Here is a 23818-nt window from a genome sequence, read left to right as displayed (position 1 = left end):
ATGATAATTATGATTGCAGTAATTTAGAAACCATTTGCGGAACTTGATTAGCTTGTGAAACCATACTAAGTGCAACTTCAGTTAACAATTTAAACTTTAAAAAATCACTCATCTCTTGCGCCATATCTGCATCTTCAATTCGAGAAGCAGCATCTGTTAATGCTGTACTTTGGCTATTTAAATTTTCGATATTAAATTGCAGTCGGTTGATCATAGCCCCGAGATCGGTACGGTGAAGTGATACATTTTGTAAAGCTTCTTCAATTTTACGAATCGCCGCTCTTGCTTCTTGTTCTGTTGAAATGTTGATGTCATGTTGTGTAGGGGAAGGGGGAATATGTTTCGTTACATTTACTGTATGACCGATATCATCTAACGTAACAGGACGGTTTTGTCCATCAAATAAGGATAAATCATTAAACGCAGTCGTCTCATCAATATAGCCAATTTGTTCTGTTAAAGATTGAAACTCTTTATTTAGTGAATCACGATTTTCATTTGAATTTGTACCATTTGCAGATTGAACAGCTACATCACGCATACGCTGTAAAATATTCGTCACAGTTTGAAGTGCAGCTTCCGCTGTACGAAGCATCGATATCGCATCCTCATTATTTCGAATCGCCACGCGCATACCACTCGCTCTCGCATGCATACGAGTCACAATCGCAATATTAGCTGGATTATCAGAAGCGTTATTTAACTTCTTACCAGTCGCCAAATGCTCCATCGCAACATTCATACGCTTCTCATTCTCATACAACGACTGCCTAGCATTCAAACTCAAAACATTCGTACCAATACGCATAATAGACACTCCTTATAGATTGATATAGTCGGTATCTCTTAATCTAATAAACAGCTATGAACAGAAAAAGAGACTTATGCTTATCTTCTAGTTGTGTTTTAACATGAGAGGGGATAAAGATAGGCACTGACCACTTCTACGCCACGCGGATGCTCTCTCCCATCAAAAAAAGGAAGGTTTTACAAAAAATAAACCTCTCCGCAAGCAGAGAGGTTTATTCATGAAACTAACTCAAATGGCTTATTGTAATAATTTAGAAACCATTTGTGGAGTTTGGTTTGCTTGAGAAAGCATGCTGATTCCAGCCTCGTTCAAGATTTTGAACTTAGTCATTTCAGACATTTCTTTCGCCATGTCAGCGTCTTCTACTTGAGAAGCAGCAGATGCCATACTAGATTGTTGGCTCTTAAGGTTGTTTACGTTAAAGTCAAGACGATTTAATGTAGCACCTAGAGTTGCACGATTGTCAGCAATTGTTTTTAGAGCTGCATCGATAGCTCTAATAGCTTGTAGTGGGTTTGCTGCAGAATCATCACTTGACTTAGCTACAGACAAATCAGTTTTTGGGAATTTACCTGCAATATCACTACCTTGTTTACCAGCAGCAGATCCAGCTGTTGTGTCTGTTCCGTCAAACGCTTTAAATGCATTTTCTAAGTTTGTTCTATCAGATTTTGATAAATAATCTTTAATTTTATCGAAATGTTCTCTAGCAGCTGCAACCTCTTTACCTGTAGAAGTGGCTTTTAAACCTGTGATAGCAGTCTTAGCATCATTGTATACATCCTCGGAAACCTTAGCCATACTAAAGTTTGTAATAGTGTTGTATACGTTTTTAATCTCTGCAGCTTTAGCGCCTTTCTCTCCAGAAGCAGCGTTATCATAATTTTCGAAAGCTTGTGCAAGAGCTTGTGCATCAGCGTTGCTTATTGCACCTTTAATTTGATCAAAGGATTTTTTCGCAAGGGCAACCTCTTTTTCATTCGAGCCAGTTGTTAACGCTCCGATAGTTTCAGTGGCATAATCTTTTGTTGCTTCAGTTATTTTATTTGAGCCAATATTTAATGTATCAATACCTAATGCTTTTGTAGAGGCGCTTCCTAATTCAATACCGATTTGTCTTGAGCCATCTTCAGAGTCAAGAGTTTGGATGTTAATTGTTTTGTTAGAACCATCTAATAGATTTTTATCGTTAAATTGTGTATTGCTTGAAATATAATCAATTTGTTTTTGTAATTCACTAAATTCTTTTTGTAGTGCAGCTTGGTTCTTGTCAGTATTCGTACCATTTGCAGATTGGTTAGCAAGGTCACGCATACGAAGTAAGATGTTAGATACTGAGTTCATTGCTGAGTCAGCTGTACGGATTAATGCCATACCGTCTTGTGTGTTGTTCGCAGCAACACCTAATCCGCTTTCACGTGCACGCATACGAGTTGCGATTGCAAGACCTGCTGCATCGTCAGAAGCGTTGTTGATACGTTTACCGCTTGATAAACGGTCCATAGCGTTACTCATTTTAGCTTGGTTTTGGCGCATGTACTCTTGTGTACGCATGCTATTAATGTTTGTATTAATTCTCATGTTAAGAACCCCCATTTTTTTATATTGAGTTTTCTGCAAATTGAAAAACGGTAATATGCAAAAAAAACAATTTCGAATTTATTGTAAGCCTTGCTATAATGGGTGTCAACTGAAAATTTGAATTAATAAATATAAAAAAATAACAGTTTAACAATTTAGTCGTTTTTTTATTACAATATAATTGCAAAGGATTATTGCAAACTTTACAAAAAAACTCTAATATTAGATTATCTTTGTTTACCGAAAAGGTGATATTATGGTAGTTGGAAATATAGTAAAAGAAGTACTTGCATATAAAAAAGGACAGTTTCAGCAAAAGTTAAGTAGTCCGCAGGCTTTCGTTAGTAGTCGTTTTCAAGAAAAGTTGCAAAGCGAGCCTATGAAGGAGACGAAGGCTACTACGCAGGCGGCAAAAGTAGAGGATATGAGTCAGCCGGTACAATCTACGAAAATAGAAGCGGTTGTGAATAAACCGGAAGCATCTATTCATAAAGTAGAGGAAGTAAGTAAGCCGGAAGAAAAGCCTGAAACGAAGAAAGCCGATGATGTGCAAGTCGCGCAAAAAGAGTTTGAACGACGTTTCCCGGAAACGAAAAATGAGGCTGTTGATACGTGGGGATTAACGAAGAAGTATAATATTCAAAAAATACGTTCTTCAAATGAAGGGAAGTATGAGGATATTATAGATAGAGTAAGTCGTACATACGGAATTCCGAAAACGTTAATTCAAAAAATGATTGAAGTAGAGTCTGATTTTAATCCGAAAACGGTGTCGCATGCAGGGGCGATGGGACTGATGCAGCTTATGCCAGCGAATGTGAAAGAGATGGGTATAAAAAATCCATTTTCACCAGCTGAAAGTATTGAAGGCGGCGTGAAAGAGTTAAGCGGTTATTTAAAGAAAAATAACGGTGACTTAGTATTGGCGCTTGCTTCTTATAATGCTGGTCCTGGTAATGTGAGAAAGTATGGGGGCGTACCTCCATTTAAAGAAACACAAGGATATATTAAAAAAATATTAAATATCGACGTTTCAAAATAAGAGATTTCATTATATAGAGAGAACATGAAATTTTCGTGAACATGATATGGGAGTTGGCTAGATTTGAAATTACAAGATGATATTCCGTTAACAATTTATTTTGAAATCGGAAATACGAAAAAGAAAATTGAAGATCTGCTTCATATTACGAAAGGTACATTGTATCGTCTTGAAAATTCAACGAAAAATACGGTGCGTCTTATGCTTGAGAATGAAGAAATTGGAACCGGAAAGATTTTGACGAAGAATGGAAAAATGTACGTTGAAATCGTTGAATTGAAAAGGTAGGGAAGGGGATTTTCATGAGTGGCGATAAATTAAGCCAAGAGCAAATTGATGCCCTGCTGAAGGCGGTAAATGAAGGCGAGGAAATGCCAGCTTTCGCACAAGAAGCAGGGAAGCAAGATAAATTTCAAGAGTATGATTTTAATAGACCAGAGAAGTTCGGTGTTGAACATTTACGTAGTTTGCAAGCGATTGCTTCTACGTTTGGTAAACAGACGTCACAGACGTTGTCAGCGCGTATGCGTATTCCGATTGACTTAGAGCCTTCGACAGTGGAGCAAGTTCCATTTACAAGTGAGTACGTGGAGAAAATGCCGAAAGATTATTATTTATATTGCGTCATTGATCTCGGGCTTCCAGAGCTTGGAGAAATTGTTATTGAGATTGATTTAGCATTTGTTATTTACATTCATGAGTGCTGGCTTGGCGGAGATAGTAAACGTAATTTTACGATGCGTAGACCATTAACTGCGTTCGAGTTTTTAACGCTTGATAATATTTTTGCGCTTCTATGCAAAAATTTAGAGCAATCGTTTGAAAGTGTTGTAGCGATTAAACCGACATTTGTAACGACGGAGACAGATCCGAATGCACTTAAGATTACGACAGCGAGTGATATTATTTCATTACTGAACGTAAATATGAAAACGGATTTTTGGAATACGACAGTTCGTATTGGGATTCCGTTCTTATCTGTTGAAGAAATTATGGATAAGTTAACGTCTGAAAATATAGTCGAACATTCTTCGGATAAGCGTAAAAAGTATACATCTGAAGTAGAAGTGAAAGTAAATCAAGTGTATAAACCAGTCCATGTTGCGATTGGTGAGCAGAAGATGACAATGGGTGAGATTGAACAAATTGAAGAAGGCGATATTATCCCGCTTCATACGAAAGTTTCGGATGAATTGCTTGGGTTTGTAGATGGAAAACATAAATTTAATTGTTTTATTGGAAAAGATGGAACGCGTAAGGCGCTCTTATTTAAAAGTTTTGTAGAGTAGGAGGATCCATATGAAGCATGAAGTATCTCCTGTGTCATTAATGGGATTAGAAGAATTTGCAGGGAAGCGAAATGAAACAAGTAAAGCACATATTGATACTGTTTCGGATATTTCGATTGAACTTGGTGTAAAGCTTGGGAAAACATCTATTACGCTTGGTGATGTGAAAGAGTTAAAAGTGGGCGATGTTCTGGAAGTAGAGAAAAACTTAGGACATAAAGTAGATGTATATTTAAGTAATATGAAAGTCGGCATTGGAGAAGCGATCGTAATGGACGAGAAGTTCGGTATTATCATTTCTGAAATTGAAGCTGACAAGAAGCAAGCTGCGCTTATGAAAGCGCAAAGTCAAATGCAAGATAAAGAGTAGAGGAGGAGTCATATGTCGTATATGACGACCTTATTTCAAGTCGTTTTACTGTTTGGTGCGCTCGGCTACGGTGCCTATTTTATGACGAAAAAGACGCGCAAACAGCAGTTTTTTAAACAAGGTGAAAATGGCCATATTCAAGTGAAAGACGGCGTGTATTTAAATCATCAAACGAGCGCCTTTTTATTTGAAGTAGACGGCAAGCAAGTGTTCACTGTTATTAGTAATAACGGTGTACAATCTGTGCAATTAACAGGAACAGGAAATCAGTTTCAACAAGCGCTAGAAGACGCGGTGAAGAGTGAAACGAAAAAAGTAGAGGATCCATCATGAGAATAAAGAAACAGTTATCATTATTAGCCGTTATTTTCGTATTTTCTATCGTTTTTTCAATTATTTTTGTAAATCCAGCGTATGCAGCCCAAAACGGTTTTATTAATTTCGAAAATGGAAAAGAGTTTACGAGTAATTCAAGTGTACAATTATTTGCGCTCGTTACCCTTTTATCATTATCTTCATCTATCGTTCTATTATTTACACATTTTACTTATTTTATGATCGTTCTTGGGATTACACGTCAAGGACTTGGGGTAATGAATTTACCACCGAACCAAGTGCTCGTTGGACTCGCCTTATTTTTATCACTCTTTACGATGCAACCTGTTCTTGGGCAACTAAAGAGCGATGTGTGGGATCCGATGACGAAAGAGAAAATAACGGTAAGCCAAGCTGCGGAAACGACAGCACCGATTATGAAAGAGTATATGTCAAAGCATACGTATAAGCATGATTTAAAAATGATGCTGAAAGTGCGCGGAGAAGAATTACCGAAAGATTTGAAAGATCTATCCTTATTTACGCTCGTACCATCCTTTACGTTAACGCAAATTCAAAAGGGATTATTAACAGGGATGTTCATTTATTTAGCGTTTGTATTTATAGATTTGATTATTAGTACACTTTTAATGTACCTCGGGATGATGATGGTACCGCCGATGATTTTAAGTTTACCGTTTAAAATACTCGTTTTCGTATATTTAGGTGGATATACAAAAATCGTCGACATTATGTTTAAAACGGTCGCCTGAAGCGTTTGATGCTATGTGATAGGAGTCATATAAATGAATACGTCACCAATTATAGATATTTTTCAAACCTTTTTTTATAAAGGGGTTATGATTTTAATGCCGGTTGCCGGCGTAAGTATGATTGTCGTTATTATTATCGCAGTCATTATGGCGATGATGCAAATTCAAGAGCAAACGCTGACGTTTTTACCGAAAATGGCGAGTATTGTACTCGTTATTATCATTTTAGGTCCTTGGATGTTTCAAGAGTTAACGACACTTATTTTAGATTTATTTGATAAAATTCCATCGCTATTGCGTTCGTACTAAGATAGGTGAACTGAAATGAATATGGAATTATGGGCGGCGACGTTTTTTGCGTTTTGCCGCATTACTTCATTTTTATATTTTTTACCGTTTTTCTCTGGTCGATCTATTCCAGCTATGGCGAAGGTTACAGTTGGACTTGCCCTTTCCATAACAGTTGCCGATCAAGTTGATGTCTCTCACATTAAGACAGTTTGGGACGTAGCAGCTTATGCAGGTACGCAAATTGTAATTGGATTATCACTTTCAAAAATTGTAGAAATGCTGTGGAACATTCCGAAAATGGCCGGGCATATTTTAGACTTTGATATCGGTTTATCACAAGCAAGTTTGTTTGATGTAAATGCAGGCTCACAGTCTACTTTACTATCAACCATTTTTGATATATTTTTTCTCATTATTTTTATTTCACTTGGCGGCATTAATTATTTCGTTGCCACGATTTTAAAGTCGTTTCAATATACAGAGGCGATTTCAAAATTGTTGACGACTAGTTTTTTAGATAGTCTACTCGCAACGTTATTATTTGCGATCACATCAGCGGTTGAAATTGCTCTTCCGCTCATGGGAAGTTTATTCATCATTAACTTTGTTTTAATTTTAATCGCAAAAAACGCTCCGCAATTAAACGTTTTTATGAATGCGTACGTGATTAAAATTACGTGTGGTATTTTGTTTATTGCGATGAGTGTACCGATGCTCGGTTATGTGTTTAAAAATATGACGGATGTATTGCTTGAGGAATATACGAAACTATTTAACTTTTTCTTAACGAAGTAGGGGGACGCACATGGCAAAGGATAATAAAACAGAAAAGGCCACCCCGCAGAAGCGTAAGAAATCGCGTGAAGAAGGGAATATTGCCCGGAGTAAAGATTTAAATAATTTATTTTCCATTCTTGTATTAGCAGTTGTCGTTTACTTTTTCGGAGATTGGCTCGGGTTTGAGATTGCCAATTCTGTATCGGTGCTGTTTGATCAAATTGGAAAAAATACAGATTCAACCGAGTATTTTTATATGATGGGGATGTTACTACTAAAAGTATCAGCACCTATATTAATACTCGTATACGCTTTTCATTTATTCAATTATATGATTCAAGTCGGTTTCTTATTTTCTTCTAAAGTGATTAAGCCGAAAGCGTCGCGTATTAACCCGAAAAACTATTTTACGAGATTGTTTAGTCGTAAAAGTTTAGTAGATATTTTGAAATCACTGTTTTATATGGGATTAATCGGTTACGTCGCTTATGTGCTCTTTAAAAAGAATTTAGAAACAATCGTGAGTATGATTGGATTTAACTGGACTGCGTCACTTACTGAAATTATTAGGCAAATTAAATTTATCTTCTTAGCTATTTTAATTATATTAATCGTTCTTTCTATCATTGATTTTATTTATCAAAAATGGGAGTACGAACAAGATATTAAGATGAAAAAAGAAGAAGTAAAACAAGAGCATAAAGATAATGAAGGGGACCCGCAAGTAAAGGGGAAACGAAAAAACTTTATGCACGCTATATTGCAAGGGACAATTGCGAAGAAGATGGATGGGGCAACGTTTATTGTAAACAACCCGACTCATATTTCAGTCGTACTCAGGTACAATAAACACGTTGATGCAGCACCAATTGTCGTTGCAAAAGGGGAAGATGAGCTCGCTTTATATATACGAACGCTTGCCCGTGAACAAGAAATACCAATGGTGGAAAACCGTCCGCTTGCTCGTTCTTTATATTATCAAGTCGAGGAAGATATGGCGATTCCAGAAGATTTATACGTAGCTGTAATTGAAGTTATGCGCTATTTAATTCAAACGAATGAACTTGAAGTATAATAGCGCGTTTGGAGGAGATCTCTTTGTTTAAGATAGATTCTGCAAGAACCTATTTTTCTATCTTTTTAGCAGCGTCATTCGTAGTGGCGCTCTTAATTCCACTTCCACCATTTATACTTGATATCATTATCGTTTTTCTACTAAGTATGTCAGTGCTTATTTATATGCGAGCGACAAGTATTAACGAGTGGGATGAATTAAAGTCATTTCCGACGATGTTGTTATTAATCGGGATTTTCCGCGTATCGATTAACGTATCGACGACGCGAGCGATTTTGACAAACGGAAATGCCGGTCATGTTATTGAAGAGTTCGGTCAGTTCGTAATTGGCGGGAACTTATTAATTGGTATCGTTATTTTTACAGTATTAATCATATTCCAGTTTATCGTTGCAAACGGTGCATCTCGTACAGCTGAAGTTGCAGCTCGTTTTACACTTGATTCTTTACCAGGGAAACAAATGTCAATCGATGCTGATTTAAACCAGCGTATTATTTCAGAAAAAGATGCACAGGCGAAACGAAAAAAATTAAATATGGAAACAGAGTTTTACGGGGCGATGGATGGTGCCGGAAAGTTCATTAAAGGGGACGTTATTTTCGGGATTGTCATTTTATTCGTAAACATCATTTTCGGTTTAATTGTCGGAATGATGCAGCAGGGCATGAGCTTTGGTGAAGCGGCTCTTCATTACACGCAGTTAACTGTCGGTGATGGAATTGTAAACCAAATCGGTTCTTTAATGCTTGCGATTTCAACAGGTATTATTGTAACGCGTGTATTTGACGGTTCACCGGATACAGTAACAGAAGGTATCTTTAAAGAGTTATTAGCGCATGAAGTCGTTGTATATGCGCTCGGTGGTTTATTTATCGCAATGGGTATTTTTACTCCGCTACCATTTCTACCGTTCGCACTCGTTGGTGGAACAATTATCTTCTTAGGAATTCGAAATAAAAATCGAATGAAGAAAGAAAAAGAAGATGAGCTTCAAAAAGAATTAGAAATGATTCAAGGCGAAGATGAGCAACTGCAACAAGTGGAAGATTCATTTGGCGTATTTACAGATAAATATCCAATTATTGTAGAACTAGGTTTAGATTTAGCGGCACTTGTAAAGCAGAAAATTAACGGGGAAACAGCTCGTGATAAAGTTGTTCTTATGAGGAAATCGATTATTACCGACCTTGGTATTAATGTTCCTGGAATTAACTTTAAAGATAATACGAGTTTTAGGCCGCGCGGACGTTACATTATTCGCATTAAAGGTGCGAAGGCAGCTGAAGGTGTTTTGAAATCAGGTTACTTATTAGCGCTGAAAACACCAAATGTAATGGCCGATTTAGATGCAGAACCGGCGAAAGATCCGATTTTTGGCGAGGATGGATATTGGATTTTAGAACATATGGTACAAGATGCACAAATGAAAGGCTATCAAGTATTAGAGCCACTTAGCATATTAATTACACATTTAGATGTTGTCGTTAGACGTAACCTGCATGAGTTAATTCAGCGTCAACATGTAAAAGATTTAATTAACTCCCTTGAAAATGATAACGGCGTTTTATTAGAAGAGATTAAGAAGAAAGAAATCGACTTATCACTTGTTCAAAATGTTATTAAGCAATTGCTAAAAGAAGGTATTTCTATTCGTGATTTACCAACCATTATTGAAGGTATTATTGATGGAAAAGAAATTTATCAAAACCATGTTGATGGCGTAACGTCATTCGTCCGTGAATGTATTTCAAAAGTGATTTGTGAAAATGCGAAAAATCCTGACGGGAAAATATATGCGGCGCTCTTCTCAGATTCAATCGAGTTAGATGCAGACGTTGTGAACAATTCTTATCAAGGTTATTTATTAAACTGGGATTTAGATTTAGAAACGCGAGTCGTTGAACAAGTACAACGCGTATTGAAACAAGCGAGGTTAATGGGAAGGGAACCAGTATTATTAACGCGTAGAAAAGATTTCAGGTTTGCGATTGTAAGACTTCTTGAGCGTTATCAAGTAGAATCGCAAGTACTTTGTATTAGCGAATTAGCACCAGAAATTGTTGTAGATCAAATTGCCTATATTGAATAGTAGGGGGTGAAGTAATGGAAAGTACAGAAAAGAAAGAAGCGTTAATGCGAATAAAAGCAGCTTCGAAAAATGAATTGTATCGAAAGTTATTTGACCAATATGGTACAGATTATTATTACGTTGTCGATGAAAGTGTAAAACGCAATATCCCGTTTTTTTGGAAAAAGAATTATGAAATGTTAGTTGCTTTTCCAGAGGATAAACAGGAAGAAGTAAACGAAGGCACAGCTCAATTTCATGAACAATTAATGGATGTTGTAAATGATCCTTCAGAACAAATTGTGAAGGCGAACGGAATTCAATCGGTACTGCACAATTTAGAAAACGTGACGACTCCTATGTCGTACGCGGCGATGCAAACAGGAAATAGTGAAGAATGGGCAAGAAAGAAAGAGAAACTATTAAAGCTGTTTGAAAAAGGTATCGTCGTTGTGAAACAGACGGAAGAAACGAAAGTAACGAAAAAGCAAAAAGCTGTGAAAAAAGTCGTTCCCGTCAAAAAAGAAGAAGTGGTTGTAAAAAAAGAAAAGCAAGAATCTGTACCATTTATTATTCAAAAAGTAATTCGCATGCTAGAACAAAACGATGTAGAACAATACTTTATTCATGCATATGCTGAAAAGTTAAAAGTGAAGTTTGAGAATGCAACGATGATTACAGAAGAAGAAGTAATCGAATATATATTGGAAGATATGAGCTCTCATTTCAATACGGAAAATGTATTTGAAAAAGAAGTACAAACAATTGCATTAATCGGTCCAACTGGTGTTGGAAAAACGACGACACTTGCGAAAATGGCGTGGCAGTTTCACGGTAAGAAAAAAACGGTTGGTTTTATTACGACCGACCATTCTCGCATTGGGACAGTTCAGCAACTGCAAGATTACGTAAAGACAATTGGATTTGAAGTAATCGCTGTGCGTGATGAAGCTGCAATGACAAGAGCGCTTACATATTTTAAAGAAGAAGCGCGCGTCGATTATATTTTAATTGATACAGCTGGAAAAAATTATCGTGCGTCAGAAACTGTGGAAGAAATGATTGAAACGATGGGACAAGTAGAGCCAGATTATATTTGTTTAACGTTATCAGCTTCGATGAAAAGTAAAGATATGATTGAAATCATTACGAACTTTAAAGATATTCATATTGATGGTATCGTCTTTACGAAATTTGATGAAACGGCAAGTAGTGGGGAACTGTTGAAAATTCCAGCAGTATCATCAGCTCCCATTGTATTAATGACAGACGGACAAGACGTAAAGAAAAACATACATATCGCTACAGCGGAACATTTAGCGAAACAAATGTTGCAAACATCATAGAAAAGAGGTGAAGAATAAGGCAATTGCCTTATTCAATCGAGTATGAACGGTCTTTATATAGGTTCAATGGGTATGATGAATTACATGCAGCGCATTAATGTTCATTCGAATAACGTTGCAAATGCCCAAACGACAGGATTTAAAGCAGAAAATATGACTTCTAAAGTATTTGATGTACAAGACACATATCGCCGCGGTGACGGAGCTGTAACAAATATTGGCTCAGTTGATTACGCTGTAGTACCAGCCGCAACGCATGTGAACTTAGTACAAGGAAATATACAAATGACAAATAGTGCTACAGATTTCTTTTTAGATGACGGTGCAAACGGTACAACATCATTTTTCGTTACATCTAAAAACGATGAAACGTTTTTAACGAGAGATGGTAGTTTTACAATAAATAGTGATCGTTACTTGCAAACATCATCTGGTGCTTTTGTTATGGGAGAGAATAATGAACGTATTCGTATTCCTGAAGGAGCAAAGGTAGCTGTACAAGCAGATGGTACATTATATGATGAAGTAACACAAAATAATATTGCTCGCCTGCAAACAAAAACAGTAGATGCAGAAGCGAATAATCGTCTTGTGCAACGAGAGAACAAAAGCTTTACACTAGCAGAAGGAAATATTGCTGATTTACCGAACGGAACAGGCTTAGTAAAAAACCATATGCTAGAAAATTCAAATGTAGATATGACGAAAGAGATGGCAGATCTAATGACAGATCAAAGAATGATTTCAGCATCACAACGCGTTATGACTTCATTTGATAAAATTTATGAAAAAGAAGCAAATGAAATATTGAGATAGTGGACTTCCGTTAGCGGAAGTCTTTTTTATTTCTGTTTTAAATTTCAGAATTATCAATTGACTTTGTGGAGCTTCTTTTTTATATTAGTAGGTATAACTATAACTACTAAAGAGGTGAGAGTATGACAACGGCATTATATTTAGAAGATGCATACAAAACGAGTTGCGAAACAGAAGTGATAAAAGTAGAAGGAAATAAAGTATATGTAAAAGAAACAGTTTTTTATCCAACTGGTGGAGGACAGGAATGTGATACGGGTGTCATTGTACAAGATGGGTCTGTATTTGAAGTTGAAAAAGTAAAGAAGGAGCAGGGAGAAATAGTTCACTATATAAAAGATGGAGCTCAAGTAAATTTAGGTCCAGTTAAATTAGAGATTAATTGGGAAAGACGTCATAACTTAATGCGTCATCATTCTTTACTGCATCTTATCGGAGCTGTCGTTTATGAAAAGTATGGAGCTCTATGCACTGGAAATCAAATCTATCCTGACAAAGCACGTATCGATTTTAATGAGTTACAAGAGTTATCGAGCGTGGAAGTAGAAGAAATTGTTAAGGAAGTGAATAAACTTATTAAACAAAATAAAGAAATTTCCACTCGTTATATGAGCCGCGAAGAAGCAGAAAATGCTGTAGGAATGATTAAAACAGCCATAAACCTCCTGCCAACTACTATACAAGAAATCCGCATTGTTACAATTGAAAATTTAGACGAACAAGCTTGTGGAGGCACACATGTGAAAAATACGAATGAAATAGGAACACTTGTTATTGATAAAGTAAAAAGTAAAGGTAAGCAAAATCGTCGCTTTGAAGTTAGAGCGATTTAGATTGTGAGGAGTACTAATGGATGAAATTATAAAGGAATTACAAAAGCTAGGTTTTTCCCAGTACGAATGTAAAGCGTATATTGGACTACTAAAACATTCCCCAGTAACTGGGTATGAAGTGAGTAAACAAACAGGAGTACCTCGTTCTATGATTTACGAGGTACTAGGTAAGTTAATGGATAAAGGAGCAGTACATATTGTACCTTCTGAACCAGTTAAATATGTACCAGTACCAGCTACGGAATTAATGAATCGAATGCGAAAAGACTTTGAAAAGTCCTTTGAATTTTTAGATGAGAAATTAAATGGTTTAGAACAAGAGCGACAAATAGATGTAATTTCGCATATTCGCTCAAATGATCGTGTTTTGAAGGAAATATGCAATATAATTAATAGAGCGAAGGAAGAGTTATGGATTTCTGTATGGGAAGATCAAGTGCATGAAATTGAGCCATACATTCATCAAAAGGAAGAGGAAGGAGTACATATATTTTCAATCTTATTTGGCGCTCCAGAAACAAAAATAGGAGCGACGTTTCACCATAATTATATGACGCCTCACGTTGTTGAAAAGAGAATGGGTGGTCATTTAACTGTAATTGCGCGTGACGGAGAAGAAGTATTAATTGCGAACTTCTCAAATGATAGCACTTCATGGGCTGTTACAACGTATGACCCAGCTCTAGTTCTCGTTGCTACAGAGTATGTGCGGCACGATATTATGGTTGAAGAAATCACACAGGAATTTGGAGCTGATAAGTTAGATACGTTATGGCGTGAAAATATAGATTTAGTTCATGTCGTAACAGGAAAACGAACTTTAGAAGGAATGGAGGATGATACGGATGAGTAAAGCTCAGGCACATGTAGCTTTGCAAAGCGATGATACATTTCAGCAAGGAGTAAAAGATTGTTTACCAACTGTATTTGGTTATTTAAGCATCGGTATAGCAGCCGGTGTAATTGCAAAAACAGCAGGTTTCTCCATCGTTGAAATTGCGTTCATGTCGACTTTAATTTATGCAGGTTCTGCCCAATTTATATTAGCTGGTATGTATGCAGCTGGTGCACCTGCTTCAGCGATCATTTTCACCGTCTTTTTTGTTAATTTACGTCACCTTCTAATGAGTGCTGCGCTTGCACCGTACTTTACGAAACTGCCTCTATTTAAAAACTTACTAATTGGTTCTCAAATTACAGATGAAACGTTCGGCGTTGCAGTACAGCATGCAGCGCAAAAAGGATATTTAGGCGAAAGATGGATGATTGGGCTAAATGTAACGGCTTATTTAAATTGGATCCTTGCTACTATTATCGGCGGGCTATTTGGTGAATGGATACCAGATCCGCATACGTACGGTATGGATTATGCATTACCAGCAATGTTTATCGGGTTATTTGTACTTCAGCTCATAAGTAGTAAACCGAAGTTAGCAATTCATCTTACTGTTGCAATTGTAGCAATTATCATCGCATATGTTTCACACTTATTTATGCCAGATAGTATAGCGGTTATTATTGCAACACTACTAGCTGCGACGATTGGAGTGGTGATTGAAAAATGGAAATGAGATTAGATGTAATATTACTTTTATTAGCAGCAGGAGCTGTTACACTCGTGCCACGTATTTTACCTCTACTCGTATTTAGTAAACTACAAATTCCAGACTGGGGTTTAAAATGGTTAAATTACATACCAATTGCAATATTAGCAGCACTTTTAGCACAAGTATTATTTATGCATGACACGATGCAGTGGGATTACCTAATTGCAGCAATTCCAACATTTCTTGTAGCGATATATACTCGTAGTTTATTAGGTACAGTATTAACGGGAGTGATTGTGATTATTTTGTTACGTTTCTTTTTCTAAAAAGGATTACGCTCATATAATAGCGAAAGGTGTAATAACATGAAAAATATAGGGGTGGTGTTATGATACTTTTAACGATAGGAGCAATTTTGTTAACGTTGTTTATTTTCTTTATTATCGGCTTCATTACGTTTATGATGTTTGTTGATAAGGCGACACCTCAAATTTATTACACACCTTGTGAATCAGTGACAGTGAAATCTAAAGGTAAAAATAGAAGGAAGAAAAGTTGAAAGTTGACTTTTCTTTCTTCTGTTTTATCTGATTTTTCTGTATAATTTAAGTTAGTTATCCAACTAACTTAAAAGGTGGTCATAGAAGTGGCAAAACCAAATGTTGTTAATAAAGAGAATTTACTACAAGCAGCAAAAGAAATTATTGCAGAGCATGGGATGGAAAAGTTGACATTAAAAGCAGTTGCAGAGAGTGCTCAAGTTACACAAGGTACCGTATATTATCATTTTAAAACGAAAGATCAATTATTACTGGAAGTAACTGAATCGTTTTGTAAAGCGTCGTGGGAACAACTAGGAAAGGATGTACAGTTAGAAAAGGCTTTGCAGTCTGCCGAAAGTAGATGTGTGAAAGATTCAATGTATCATCATTTGTTTTTTCAATTAGTAGCTAGTGGATTACAAAATGATGCGATGAAAAATAAAATTGGTGGATTGTTACATTATGAAAACCAAGAATTAACAAGAGTGTTAAATAAAAATATAGGAGGTACAATGACATCTCAAATTTCAACTGAAACGTGGAGCATTTTATGTAATGCATTAATTGATGGATTGGCATTGCAAGCCTTATTCAATCCATCTTTTTCTAGCGACAAAGTATATGGTGATTTGCACCTGTTATTGGAAAAGTTCATAGAGCTACAAAAGGGAGGTAATGGTAGTGAATAATAAACTTTGGCTCACTATTTTATTTTCTATCGGCGTTTGGTTTTTTGCCTCAGCGTTCTTCATTATTTTCGGTTCTTCTGTTTTATTGGAATACACTTCAAGTAGATTTTTTCTACAATTGACGTTTCTTGAATTAGCAACAGCTATAGCTTTATACTTTGTAATGTGGTTATATCAAAGATTAGATACTACAAAATATGCAGTTATTAAGTTAGGTATATGTGGTACAGCAATTGGTTTAACTTTAGATTCTTACATCTTGTATAACTCTTCTAACATATTCTCACAATTATCCTCACAGCAAATCATGTCATTTACCATTTGGATGGTGATTGCTTACGCTCTTTATTTAATAATTCCTTTCGTTATGGAACGAAAAAGACTGTTATAAAGAGGATTTTTATCCTCTTTATAACAGTCACATTCCCGAAAGAAGTAAAAAAACAGCCCAAATAAAAAACTAATAAAAGAAAGAAAACCGATACATATGGAGAACACACGATTGTTTCTCCATTCGCGCCAGAAAGTGATAAAACCTAATATACAAAGGAAAAATCAAATGGGCAGGAATAGTAACTCGCTAATTTTTTCGGGAAGTAACGCATAAAAGGTTGATAAATATAAGATCCAATTTGTAAAAAATAAAATGTAAACGATAATAGATTGTAAGTAGGGACGTTTGGAAAACTCCCCCTTTTTTACGGTTACTAAAATAATAGTTAGCGCTGAGAAAAAGGCAATGAATATGAAAATCAGTAAGAGTAATGTAAGTGTCATTTACATCTCCTTTATAAGAGTGTTTTTTAAAAGAAATGAATCTATTATATTGTATGCTTGTTTTGTAGAGTGCCCGTTATATTTTTCAGTGTACGGATTTAGAAAACCATGTTCACCGGGTAGTTGCTGTATTTCTAATAAAGGGTTCTTTTGTTGCTGCAACGATTGAATGAAAGAGGATACTGAAAAACTAGCTTCTTTTTCAGGGAATATAAGTAAGGTAGCACATGTTGGTTTCATATGAATATAGTCACGTATACGGGAACCGTAGCATCCGATAATAAACTCTATTTTCGGATTGTTACTACATAGCCATGAGATGGTAGCACCAACACTAAAGCCGATAAGTCCAATATGTGTGTAACGACTAGAAAGATGAGTAATGAATGTTTCAATTTGCTTTTTTCCATCTTCAAATCCAATATGATTCATAAAAAAATGATATGCTTTTTCTTCATCACTATAATGAAATGCAGGTTGCGATTGTAGCAGATTAGGACAGAATACATCTATATGAGATGAAGTGAAGTGGTCGGTAACGTGATGCATATGGTCGTTCACACCATATATCTCATGAACAACAACGAGAGCTAATTTTTTCTTCATCGTTATAAAGTACCTCTATGAAATTTAAATTCTTTCTCAACAAGGCAGATACGAAGGTGGAAGTTTTCATACCATTGCTCACGGCCCCTTTTTTTCGCTTCTTTATGTAAGGCATTCTGTTTCCAATTTTCAATCGCCTCAAGTGATTCCCAATAAGAAATTGTGATTCCGAGCCCTGAATGATCTCGTGCACTTTCTACCCCTAGAAATCCGGGTTGCTGCTTTGCCAGTTCCTCCATTTTGTCAGAGGCAGCATTATAGTCTGTTGTATCATTTGATAAATTAGAAGTGAATATAACAGCATAATAATGACTTGCTTTTTGTGATGTGTTCTTCATTCCAATTCCCCCTTGAAAATTATTTCATAGTTTGAATTTTAGCACGAAATAAAAAGAAAAGAAGCATGAGGCTTCTTTTCTTTTTTACGCTGTAAATTTTAGTCCAGCATATATTTACGATAATATAATCTTTTGAATGAAGGATGGCATGATTTAAATTAACCGCTTTTGCATGCATATTTTCTGTACGGGTTATGTGGGACAGAAAATTCTGCCGCGAGCTGCTTAACACTTTCACGGCATCCGTCGTCACAAATATAAATGTTTAGCAACTCTTTCGGATAAGTAATCATTGTACAACTAGCGACAGTCCATTTTAATAAATCGAGTGGCTCATTGTAAGTTGCGATAAAAATATCAACAGTAGGTAATGTTTCGAAAGCAGATAAGGGTACTTCTTTCCGTTTATACGGCTTCCATAAAATGATGCTAAAAACGATAGATTGTAAATAACCATCCACTCTGTAAGTAACAATAGAATACCCGCGATAATACTTATGAGATTAATAGTTGGTAACGAATAAAAAGTTCACCAGGTAAATGGCATTATTAACGAAAAATAGAATAGTGTGCAGTTTCTTTGACCATAATATTTATGGGCGAGAGCGTAAGTAATAATGATTAAGAGAAAAATAATGCCTAAACCTTCGTATATAGAAAAGTTCATTAAAAGCCTTCTTTATTAATAGGGTATGGAATAATAAAGCTTTTATATTTATATTCAAAGTTAAATTATTATTAGATATTGTTATTGATCCTAAAATCTTTATATAAAAATGTATAAATAAGGATAAAATCACATATTTTGTTAACAAATCCTATAATTTATATTAGAATAATAGATATGAATTATATATATATATAATGTTAGTAAAATATACTGAAGGAGGTGACCTCTTTGCACAGTAGGAGGAAAGAAAATAAAAAAATATTAAATGTATTTGTAGTTGTTATGAGTCTATTCTTGCTATTATCTCAATTACAATTTTTAAGTCCAATTGATACGGCAACGGCAGCAGTTACAGATGAAGAAGGTTTTGATAAACCAACCTATCAATCTATTCATAAAGGTGAGATGTATTCGACCGGTAATGTGAATTTAGGTATTAAAGCTACTGAAGCTCAAAAGAAAACGGCGTTGTATTCTGATATAACGAATACTGCGTATACAGCACCGAATGGCTATACCCGTGAACTCATTGATGTAGATGATGACCCAACAACTACAAATTCATCTAAGGCATATATTCCTGTTCCAGAAGATGCTGAAATTGAATGGGCTGGATTATATTGGAGTTCCACACGTTATGAATTAACGCAGCAACAGTATGTAGCACCAGTTAAGTTCACGACTCCGGCGGGGAAGAGCTTTCAAGTAAAACCAAGTAATACGTATTACGGAAGTGGCTTGCTTTATGGTTTCGGTATTGATGGTACTTATTATTCTAACTATGCAGATGTTACAAAGCTTTTACAGTCCTCTAATTCAAAAGGAGGAAGCTATACTTTAGCAAATATTCCTTATCCAAATACAAAACTTGCCTATAATTATGGATATTATTCTTTTGCTGGTTGGTACATGTTAGTTATTACAAAAGATAAGTCTAAAACAAGAAAAGCATTTACTGTTTATGATGGTGGATTGAAAAGAGCTACTGGATCAGGTGAAAAAGAATTCACAGTGAAAAACTTTATTGCTTCAAAAACTGGAGATTTAGATCCGAAAGTTTCTGTTTTCGCTGTCCAAGGTGATAGATATTGGACAGGTGATAGACTGTTTGTTCACACAGATAACACTTGGAAAGAAATTAATGATAAGCTCAATCCAACTGGTAATATATTTAATTCCACTATTTCTGAATATGAGGAACATATGCGAGATAAGTATCCGGGTACATTTAACCCAGATTATAAAAATAATTTGGGTGTTGATGCAGATTTAATCAAGTTACCAGCAGGATATATTAAACCAGAGCAAAAGGAAATACGCTTAAAAGCTGCGACAGCTGGTGATGACTACGTATTAAACACATTAGCTTTTGCAGTAAATGCAACAGCGCCAGAGCTTGTCATAGATAAGGAAGTAGTAGATGCAAAAGAAAAGTATGAGCCAGGTGATGAAGTTACATATCGTTTAAGGGTGAAAAACATTGAACCGAATTCGAGTTCTGTTGATACAAAAATTGAAGATGTTTTAGATTCGCGTCTAGAATTTGTACCAAATTCGGCGAAAATCATTTCTGGTCCGAATGCTGGAAATGAAACAGAACAAGTTGACTATGATGCAAAGACAAGAAAGTTAACAATAAGAATTGGTGAAGGAGCAAATGCTACAAAAGGTGGAATCTATACGGATAAAACACCTGAGACAACAATTGAATTTAAAGCAAAATTAGGGGGAGAAAAGGTAGAAACAGAAGTCCCTAATATCGCTGTTGTTCAAGGGGTTGATGAGTTAACAGGAAGTCAGGTTGAAGCTAACGATTCTAATAAAGTAGTAGTTAAAGTATTACCCGAACGAGAAGAGAAACCCGGGAAGTTAGTAGCTACTAAACTAGCTAAAGATATAAACGGTGGTACGCTGAAAGTTGGCGACAAACTAGAATATACAATTCATGCTAAAAATAGTGTGCCAGATTCTATCTTAAAGGCAGTTAAAATTACGGATAACCTTCCTGAAGGAGTAGAGTATGTTCCGAACACGTTAAAGATAAACGGAAAGGAACAAACGGATGTTGAAGATGAAGATTATGCACATATAAAAGATGGAACGATTTATGCTCATTTCGGCGATCTTAAAGGTGAGGAAGAGAAAGCAATCACGTTTGAAGTTGTTGTAAAACCGGAGCTGGCAAATAAGAAAATAAAAAACATAGCAATAGTTGAGACCGATAGTTCGAAAGATAAGGAGAAACCAGAAGTTGAAACACCGGTTGACCCGTTGTCTGGACAACTAGAGTCGAAAAAAGAGATTATTGGTATAAAGCAAGAAAAATTTCATGTTAATGATGAATTTGAGTATCAAATTAAAGCCCGAAATAAAGTGGAAAATGGGCTTATTAAAGATATGCGTCTAATAGATAAACTTCCTGAAGGTATTGAGTATATAGCTGGTAGTATGAAATTGAATGGGAATGTATTGACAGATGCAGTTGACGAAGATGAAGGATCGTATGAGGATAATACGATTAAAGTAAACTTTGGGGACGTGCTTGATACAGAAGAAAGAATTGTAACTTTTAAAGTGAAAGTTACGCAAGACGCATTAAAAACGAAAGAAATTGAGAACATAGCGGTTGTTGAGGGGAAAACACCGGATAATGAAGATTTACCACCACAAAAACCGAATGTAAAAACAAATGTAGAAGCAAAGGAACCACAAGTAAGAAAGATGGTTTCGGATGCAGATGAAAAAGAAGTGGAAAAAGCGACATTACAAAGTATAGATGAAGAGTTTACATGGCATGTAAACTATCATTTTGGTAATGATGTTATGAACCTTGAAAAAATAGTATTGCAGGATGACTTAGAAGATATTTTAACTACCTTGCATGTAAAACTTGTAAACAGTAATGGAGAAGAAATAGAAGTTAAACCGCAAATTGATGAACAATCAAAGAAAGTAAGTATTGAGTTACCGAAGCAGGACGGAAATTATGCTTACCTTGCGAATCAATCGTATACAATGCATATTAAGTCAAAATTAAGCGCGAATGTAAATGCAGATATACTAACGAAATACAATGCGAATGATGGTATTCCAAATAAAGCAGAGTTACTGTTTGACCAGAAGAAATTCGTATCAAATGAAGTGTTTGTAGTACCGCCAGTATTAGGGAAATTTGAGATTGAAAAAGTAGATGCGAATGATGAAAATCTCAAATTGGAAGGCGCAGTATTTGAAGTGATTAGTAAAGATGGAAATATAGTATGTAAATTAACAACCGATAAAGATGGTTTGGCAACTTCTATTCCATTAATCGTTGGCAAATATACATTAAAAGAAGTACAAGCACCAAAAGGATATATGTTGATGAGAGAACCAGTAGAAATAGAAGTGAAATCTGGAATGGATTCACAAAGAATAAGAGTAGTAAATAAAAAGAGTGAATTTGTTATTCCAGAGACTGGTGGAATAGGGACAATAATTTATTATGTAATTGGTGGAATATTGATGTTTGTTACATTGTTCCTCTTTGTTAGAAAGAGAAATAATGAGAGATAGAAAAAACAAAAGTAATACAAACAATAGGGAGTGGACAACAATGAAAAGGATTTTTAGTTTATTTTTAATCTGTATGTTAGCTTTTTCAACGTTATCTAACATGGCTGTTAGTGCGGAATCTAGAAGTACAGGTACGTTAACGATTCATAAGTATGAGCAAAGTAAAGGTTCTAAAACAACTACAGAAGGCAATGGAAAAGAAGGACAAACTGTTCCAGAAGATGCAAAACCTTTAGAAGGTGTAACTTTTGAAATTAAACGGATTGAGTCATTTGAAAAAATTTCAAATGATGGAACTGTTATAAAAGAAGAAGCAAAGCCAGTAAAAAATGCTACAATTACAAAGGTAACAAATGCAAAAGGTGAAGCTATTTTTACAGATCTTCCACTAGGACGTTATGAAGTAAAAGCTATTAAAGGTCCAGGACATATTGCTTTGGATACGACTACTTTTATTGTCGATATTCCAATGACAAGTACAGACGGTAAAGATTTAAATTACGATGTTCATATTTACCCTAAAAATGAAACAAAAAGAGGTTCAGTAGAATTCGTAAAAATAGGTGAAGCTGGTCAAGTGTTAAAAGATGCAGAGTTCCATTTGTTTAAAAAGAATAAAGATGGAACAAGCACACAAGTGAAGACACCAAGTTCATTAGTAACAGGGGAAGATGGTAAAGTTCGTGTAGATTCTCTAGAATATGGGGATTATTATTATTTTATTGAGCATAAGGCTCCAAACGGTTATATAACTAGTAAAGAAGAGCATCCTTTCTCTATTAAGGAGTCTGGTGAAGTAGTTAAGCTAGAAGATATAAAGAACTATAAAGAACCTACGATTACTAAAAGTATAAATAACGGTTCAAAAGTAGCTGGAATCAATAAAGAGACAGATTATACGTATGATATCAAAACATTACTTCCAGAAGATATTAAATTATATAAAAAATATGTCGTAACAGATATTTTAGATGATCGTTTGGAAATAAAAGGCCAACCAATTGTTATGGTTGATGGAAAGAAAGTTGAAGATGGTAGTGTAAAAGTAGTTGTAGAAGGTCAAAAAGTAACCGCTACAATTGAAGATTTTTCAAAAATAAATGGAAAAGATCTTCATTTACAAATTACTGCAAAAATTAAAAGTGATGTTGAATCTGGAGTGAAAATTCCGAACAAAGCAGTACTTGATTTTGTAAATAAAGATGATGTTTCATCAGAAAAAGATGGAAAGCCATCTAATGAAGTGGTGGTCACACCGACAGCTGGAAATATTAAAATTGAAAAAGTTGATGGTAAGGATAAGACGCTTAAATTAGAAGGTGCGAAGTTCCAATTACAAGATAAAAAAGGTAATGTTATAAAAGTTAATGGGAAAGAAATGAATGATATAACAGATGCAAATGGTATTATTACATGGAATGAAATCCCGTACGGTGAATATCAAATTGTTGAGACGGAAGCACCAAAGTATAAAGATAAAGACGGTGCAGTCGAACACTATCAAAAGTTAAGAGATCCGATTGATATTACAATTGATGAAAAACACCAAAAAATAGAGCTACAAGTTGAGAATAATAAGAGCGGTTGGATTATTCCAGCAACAGGTGGTATGGGAACAATTATCTTTACGGTAGTTGGTCTGTTATTAATGGTGACAGCAGCGTTTATTTTCTTTAGAAAGAAACCGGTAAAGAATTCTTAATTCA

The 23818-nt window shown here is 35.4% G+C and carries 25 protein-coding genes and 2 pseudogenes; 21 read left to right on the top strand and 6 right to left on the bottom strand.

Annotated features, from left to right (window positions below; all coding sequences use genetic code 11):
• Positions 1–7: 7 nt before the first annotated feature.
• Both PDK19_RS10125 and PDK19_RS10120 read right to left on the bottom strand, forming a co-directional pair.
• Positions 8–808, bottom strand: coding sequence for a flagellin N-terminal helical domain-containing protein (locus tag PDK19_RS10125; protein ID WP_270707048.1), 801 nt, complete (start codon positions 806–808; stop codon positions 8–10).
• A gap of 240 nt (positions 809–1048) precedes the next feature.
• Positions 1049–2392: a flagellin N-terminal helical domain-containing protein gene (locus tag PDK19_RS10120; protein WP_074614851.1), complete on the bottom strand. Its 1344-nt coding sequence runs from the start codon at positions 2390–2392 to the stop codon at positions 1049–1051.
• A 256-nt stretch (positions 2393–2648) separates the two neighbouring features.
• Here PDK19_RS10120 and PDK19_RS10115 point away from each other — a divergent pair, with 256 nt between their 5' ends.
• The 19 genes from PDK19_RS10115 (at position 2649) to PDK19_RS10025 (ending at position 16557) form a co-directional block, all read left to right on the top strand.
• On the top strand, positions 2649–3434 hold the full coding sequence (locus tag PDK19_RS10115; protein ID WP_074614852.1) for a lytic transglycosylase domain-containing protein: 786 nt from the start codon (positions 2649–2651) through the stop codon (positions 3432–3434).
• A gap of 63 nt (positions 3435–3497) precedes the next feature.
• Positions 3498–3722, top strand: coding sequence for a flagellar motor switch protein FliN (locus PDK19_RS10110; protein ID WP_000775712.1), 225 nt, complete (start codon positions 3498–3500; stop codon positions 3720–3722).
• 14 nt (positions 3723–3736) lie between these two features.
• Complete coding sequence (fliM, locus tag PDK19_RS10105) at positions 3737–4723, top strand: flagellar motor switch protein FliM (RefSeq protein WP_000012187.1); 987 nt, start codon at positions 3737–3739, stop codon at positions 4721–4723.
• 10 nt (positions 4724–4733) lie between these two features.
• On the top strand, positions 4734–5093 hold the full coding sequence (gene fliN / locus PDK19_RS10100) for a flagellar motor switch protein FliN (protein WP_000680027.1): 360 nt from the start codon (positions 4734–4736) through the stop codon (positions 5091–5093).
• Between the two features lie 12 nt (positions 5094–5105).
• Complete coding sequence (locus PDK19_RS10095; protein ID WP_000121170.1) at positions 5106–5426, top strand: hypothetical protein; 321 nt, start codon at positions 5106–5108, stop codon at positions 5424–5426.
• On the top strand, positions 5423–6181 hold the full coding sequence (locus PDK19_RS10090; RefSeq protein ID WP_001220586.1) for a flagellar type III secretion system pore protein FliP: 759 nt from the start codon (positions 5423–5425) through the stop codon (positions 6179–6181). The genes PDK19_RS10095 and PDK19_RS10090 overlap by 4 nt, the downstream gene beginning before the upstream one ends.
• Positions 6182–6214: 33 nt before the next feature.
• Entirely contained in the window at positions 6215–6490 is a 276-nt protein-coding gene (locus PDK19_RS10085) for a flagellar biosynthetic protein FliQ (RefSeq protein WP_001098085.1), read from the top strand.
• Between the two features lie 15 nt (positions 6491–6505).
• The gene (locus tag PDK19_RS10080) at positions 6506–7267 is read left to right on the top strand and encodes a flagellar biosynthetic protein FliR (protein ID WP_001055718.1); all 762 of its coding nucleotides are present in this window, start codon (positions 6506–6508) and stop codon (positions 7265–7267) included.
• Positions 7268–7277: 10 nt separating this feature from the next.
• Positions 7278–8324 (top strand): flagellar type III secretion system protein FlhB, encoded by a 1047-nt coding sequence (gene flhB / locus PDK19_RS10075; protein WP_049112010.1) that lies wholly within the window; start codon positions 7278–7280, stop codon positions 8322–8324.
• 23 nt (positions 8325–8347) lie between these two features.
• The gene (gene flhA, locus PDK19_RS10070) at positions 8348–10414 is read left to right on the top strand and encodes a flagellar biosynthesis protein FlhA (protein ID WP_000472545.1); all 2067 of its coding nucleotides are present in this window, start codon (positions 8348–8350) and stop codon (positions 10412–10414) included.
• Between the two features lie 14 nt (positions 10415–10428).
• A complete protein-coding gene (flhF, locus tag PDK19_RS10065; RefSeq protein ID WP_000446193.1) occupies positions 10429–11739 on the top strand; it encodes a flagellar biosynthesis protein FlhF in 1311 nt (436 codons plus the stop codon).
• A 42-nt stretch (positions 11740–11781) separates the two neighbouring features.
• Entirely contained in the window at positions 11782–12555 is a 774-nt protein-coding gene (locus tag PDK19_RS10060) for a flagellar basal-body rod protein FlgG (protein ID WP_001013941.1), read from the top strand.
• A gap of 122 nt (positions 12556–12677) precedes the next feature.
• Positions 12678–13388: an alanyl-tRNA editing protein gene (locus PDK19_RS10055; protein WP_049112008.1), complete on the top strand. Its 711-nt coding sequence runs from the start codon at positions 12678–12680 to the stop codon at positions 13386–13388.
• 16 nt (positions 13389–13404) lie between these two features.
• The gene (locus PDK19_RS10050) at positions 13405–14241 is read left to right on the top strand and encodes a TrmB family transcriptional regulator (protein WP_049112006.1); all 837 of its coding nucleotides are present in this window, start codon (positions 13405–13407) and stop codon (positions 14239–14241) included.
• Positions 14234–14959, top strand: coding sequence for an AzlC family ABC transporter permease (locus tag PDK19_RS10045; protein WP_049112004.1), 726 nt, complete (start codon positions 14234–14236; stop codon positions 14957–14959). The genes PDK19_RS10050 and PDK19_RS10045 overlap by 8 nt, the downstream gene beginning before the upstream one ends.
• On the top strand, positions 14950–15261 hold the full coding sequence (locus PDK19_RS10040) for an AzlD domain-containing protein (protein ID WP_000425933.1): 312 nt from the start codon (positions 14950–14952) through the stop codon (positions 15259–15261). Before PDK19_RS10045 ends, PDK19_RS10040 begins: the two co-directional genes overlap by 10 nt.
• A gap of 62 nt (positions 15262–15323) precedes the next feature.
• A complete protein-coding gene (locus PDK19_RS10035; protein WP_000602235.1) occupies positions 15324–15494 on the top strand; it encodes a DUF3951 domain-containing protein in 171 nt (56 codons plus the stop codon).
• Positions 15495–15581: 87 nt separating this feature from the next.
• Positions 15582–16166, top strand: a complete 585-nt coding sequence (locus PDK19_RS10030; protein WP_001118328.1) for a TetR/AcrR family transcriptional regulator — start codon at positions 15582–15584, stop codon at positions 16164–16166.
• Positions 16159–16557: a DUF5367 family protein gene (locus tag PDK19_RS10025; RefSeq protein WP_049825644.1), complete on the top strand. Its 399-nt coding sequence runs from the start codon at positions 16159–16161 to the stop codon at positions 16555–16557. The genes PDK19_RS10030 and PDK19_RS10025 overlap by 8 nt, the downstream gene beginning before the upstream one ends.
• A 27-nt stretch (positions 16558–16584) precedes the next feature.
• Here the strand turns inward: PDK19_RS10025 and PDK19_RS10020 are convergent.
• From PDK19_RS10020 to PDK19_RS27280, 4 genes and pseudogenes are all read right to left on the bottom strand, one after another.
• Positions 16585–16943 (bottom strand): annotated as a pseudogene (locus PDK19_RS10020) (hypothetical protein).
• Complete coding sequence (locus tag PDK19_RS10015) at positions 16944–17549, bottom strand: dienelactone hydrolase family protein (RefSeq protein WP_074568186.1); 606 nt, start codon at positions 17547–17549, stop codon at positions 16944–16946.
• Positions 17550–17551: 2 nt separating this feature from the next.
• Positions 17552–17887, bottom strand: coding sequence for an antibiotic biosynthesis monooxygenase family protein (locus PDK19_RS10010; protein ID WP_000799453.1), 336 nt, complete (start codon positions 17885–17887; stop codon positions 17552–17554).
• A gap of 109 nt (positions 17888–17996) precedes the next feature.
• Positions 17997–18554, bottom strand: a pseudogene (locus PDK19_RS27280) (glycosyltransferase); the annotation flags it as partial.
• A 222-nt stretch (positions 18555–18776) separates the two neighbouring features.
• Here PDK19_RS27280 and PDK19_RS10000 point away from each other — a divergent pair.
• Entirely contained in the window at positions 18777–22112 is a 3336-nt protein-coding gene (locus PDK19_RS10000) for an isopeptide-forming domain-containing fimbrial protein (RefSeq protein ID WP_396022977.1), read from the top strand.
• 40 nt (positions 22113–22152) lie between these two features.
• Complete coding sequence (locus PDK19_RS09995; protein ID WP_270707045.1) at positions 22153–23814, top strand: SpaH/EbpB family LPXTG-anchored major pilin; 1662 nt, start codon at positions 22153–22155, stop codon at positions 23812–23814.
• Positions 23815–23818 lie beyond the last annotated feature (4 nt).

It is taken from the genome of Bacillus cereus group sp. BcHK124 (assembly GCF_027712065.1).
Classification (GTDB): domain Bacteria; phylum Bacillota; class Bacilli; order Bacillales; family Bacillaceae_G; genus Bacillus_A; species Bacillus_A pacificus.
This window is presented reverse-complemented; position numbering and strand designations above follow the sequence as displayed.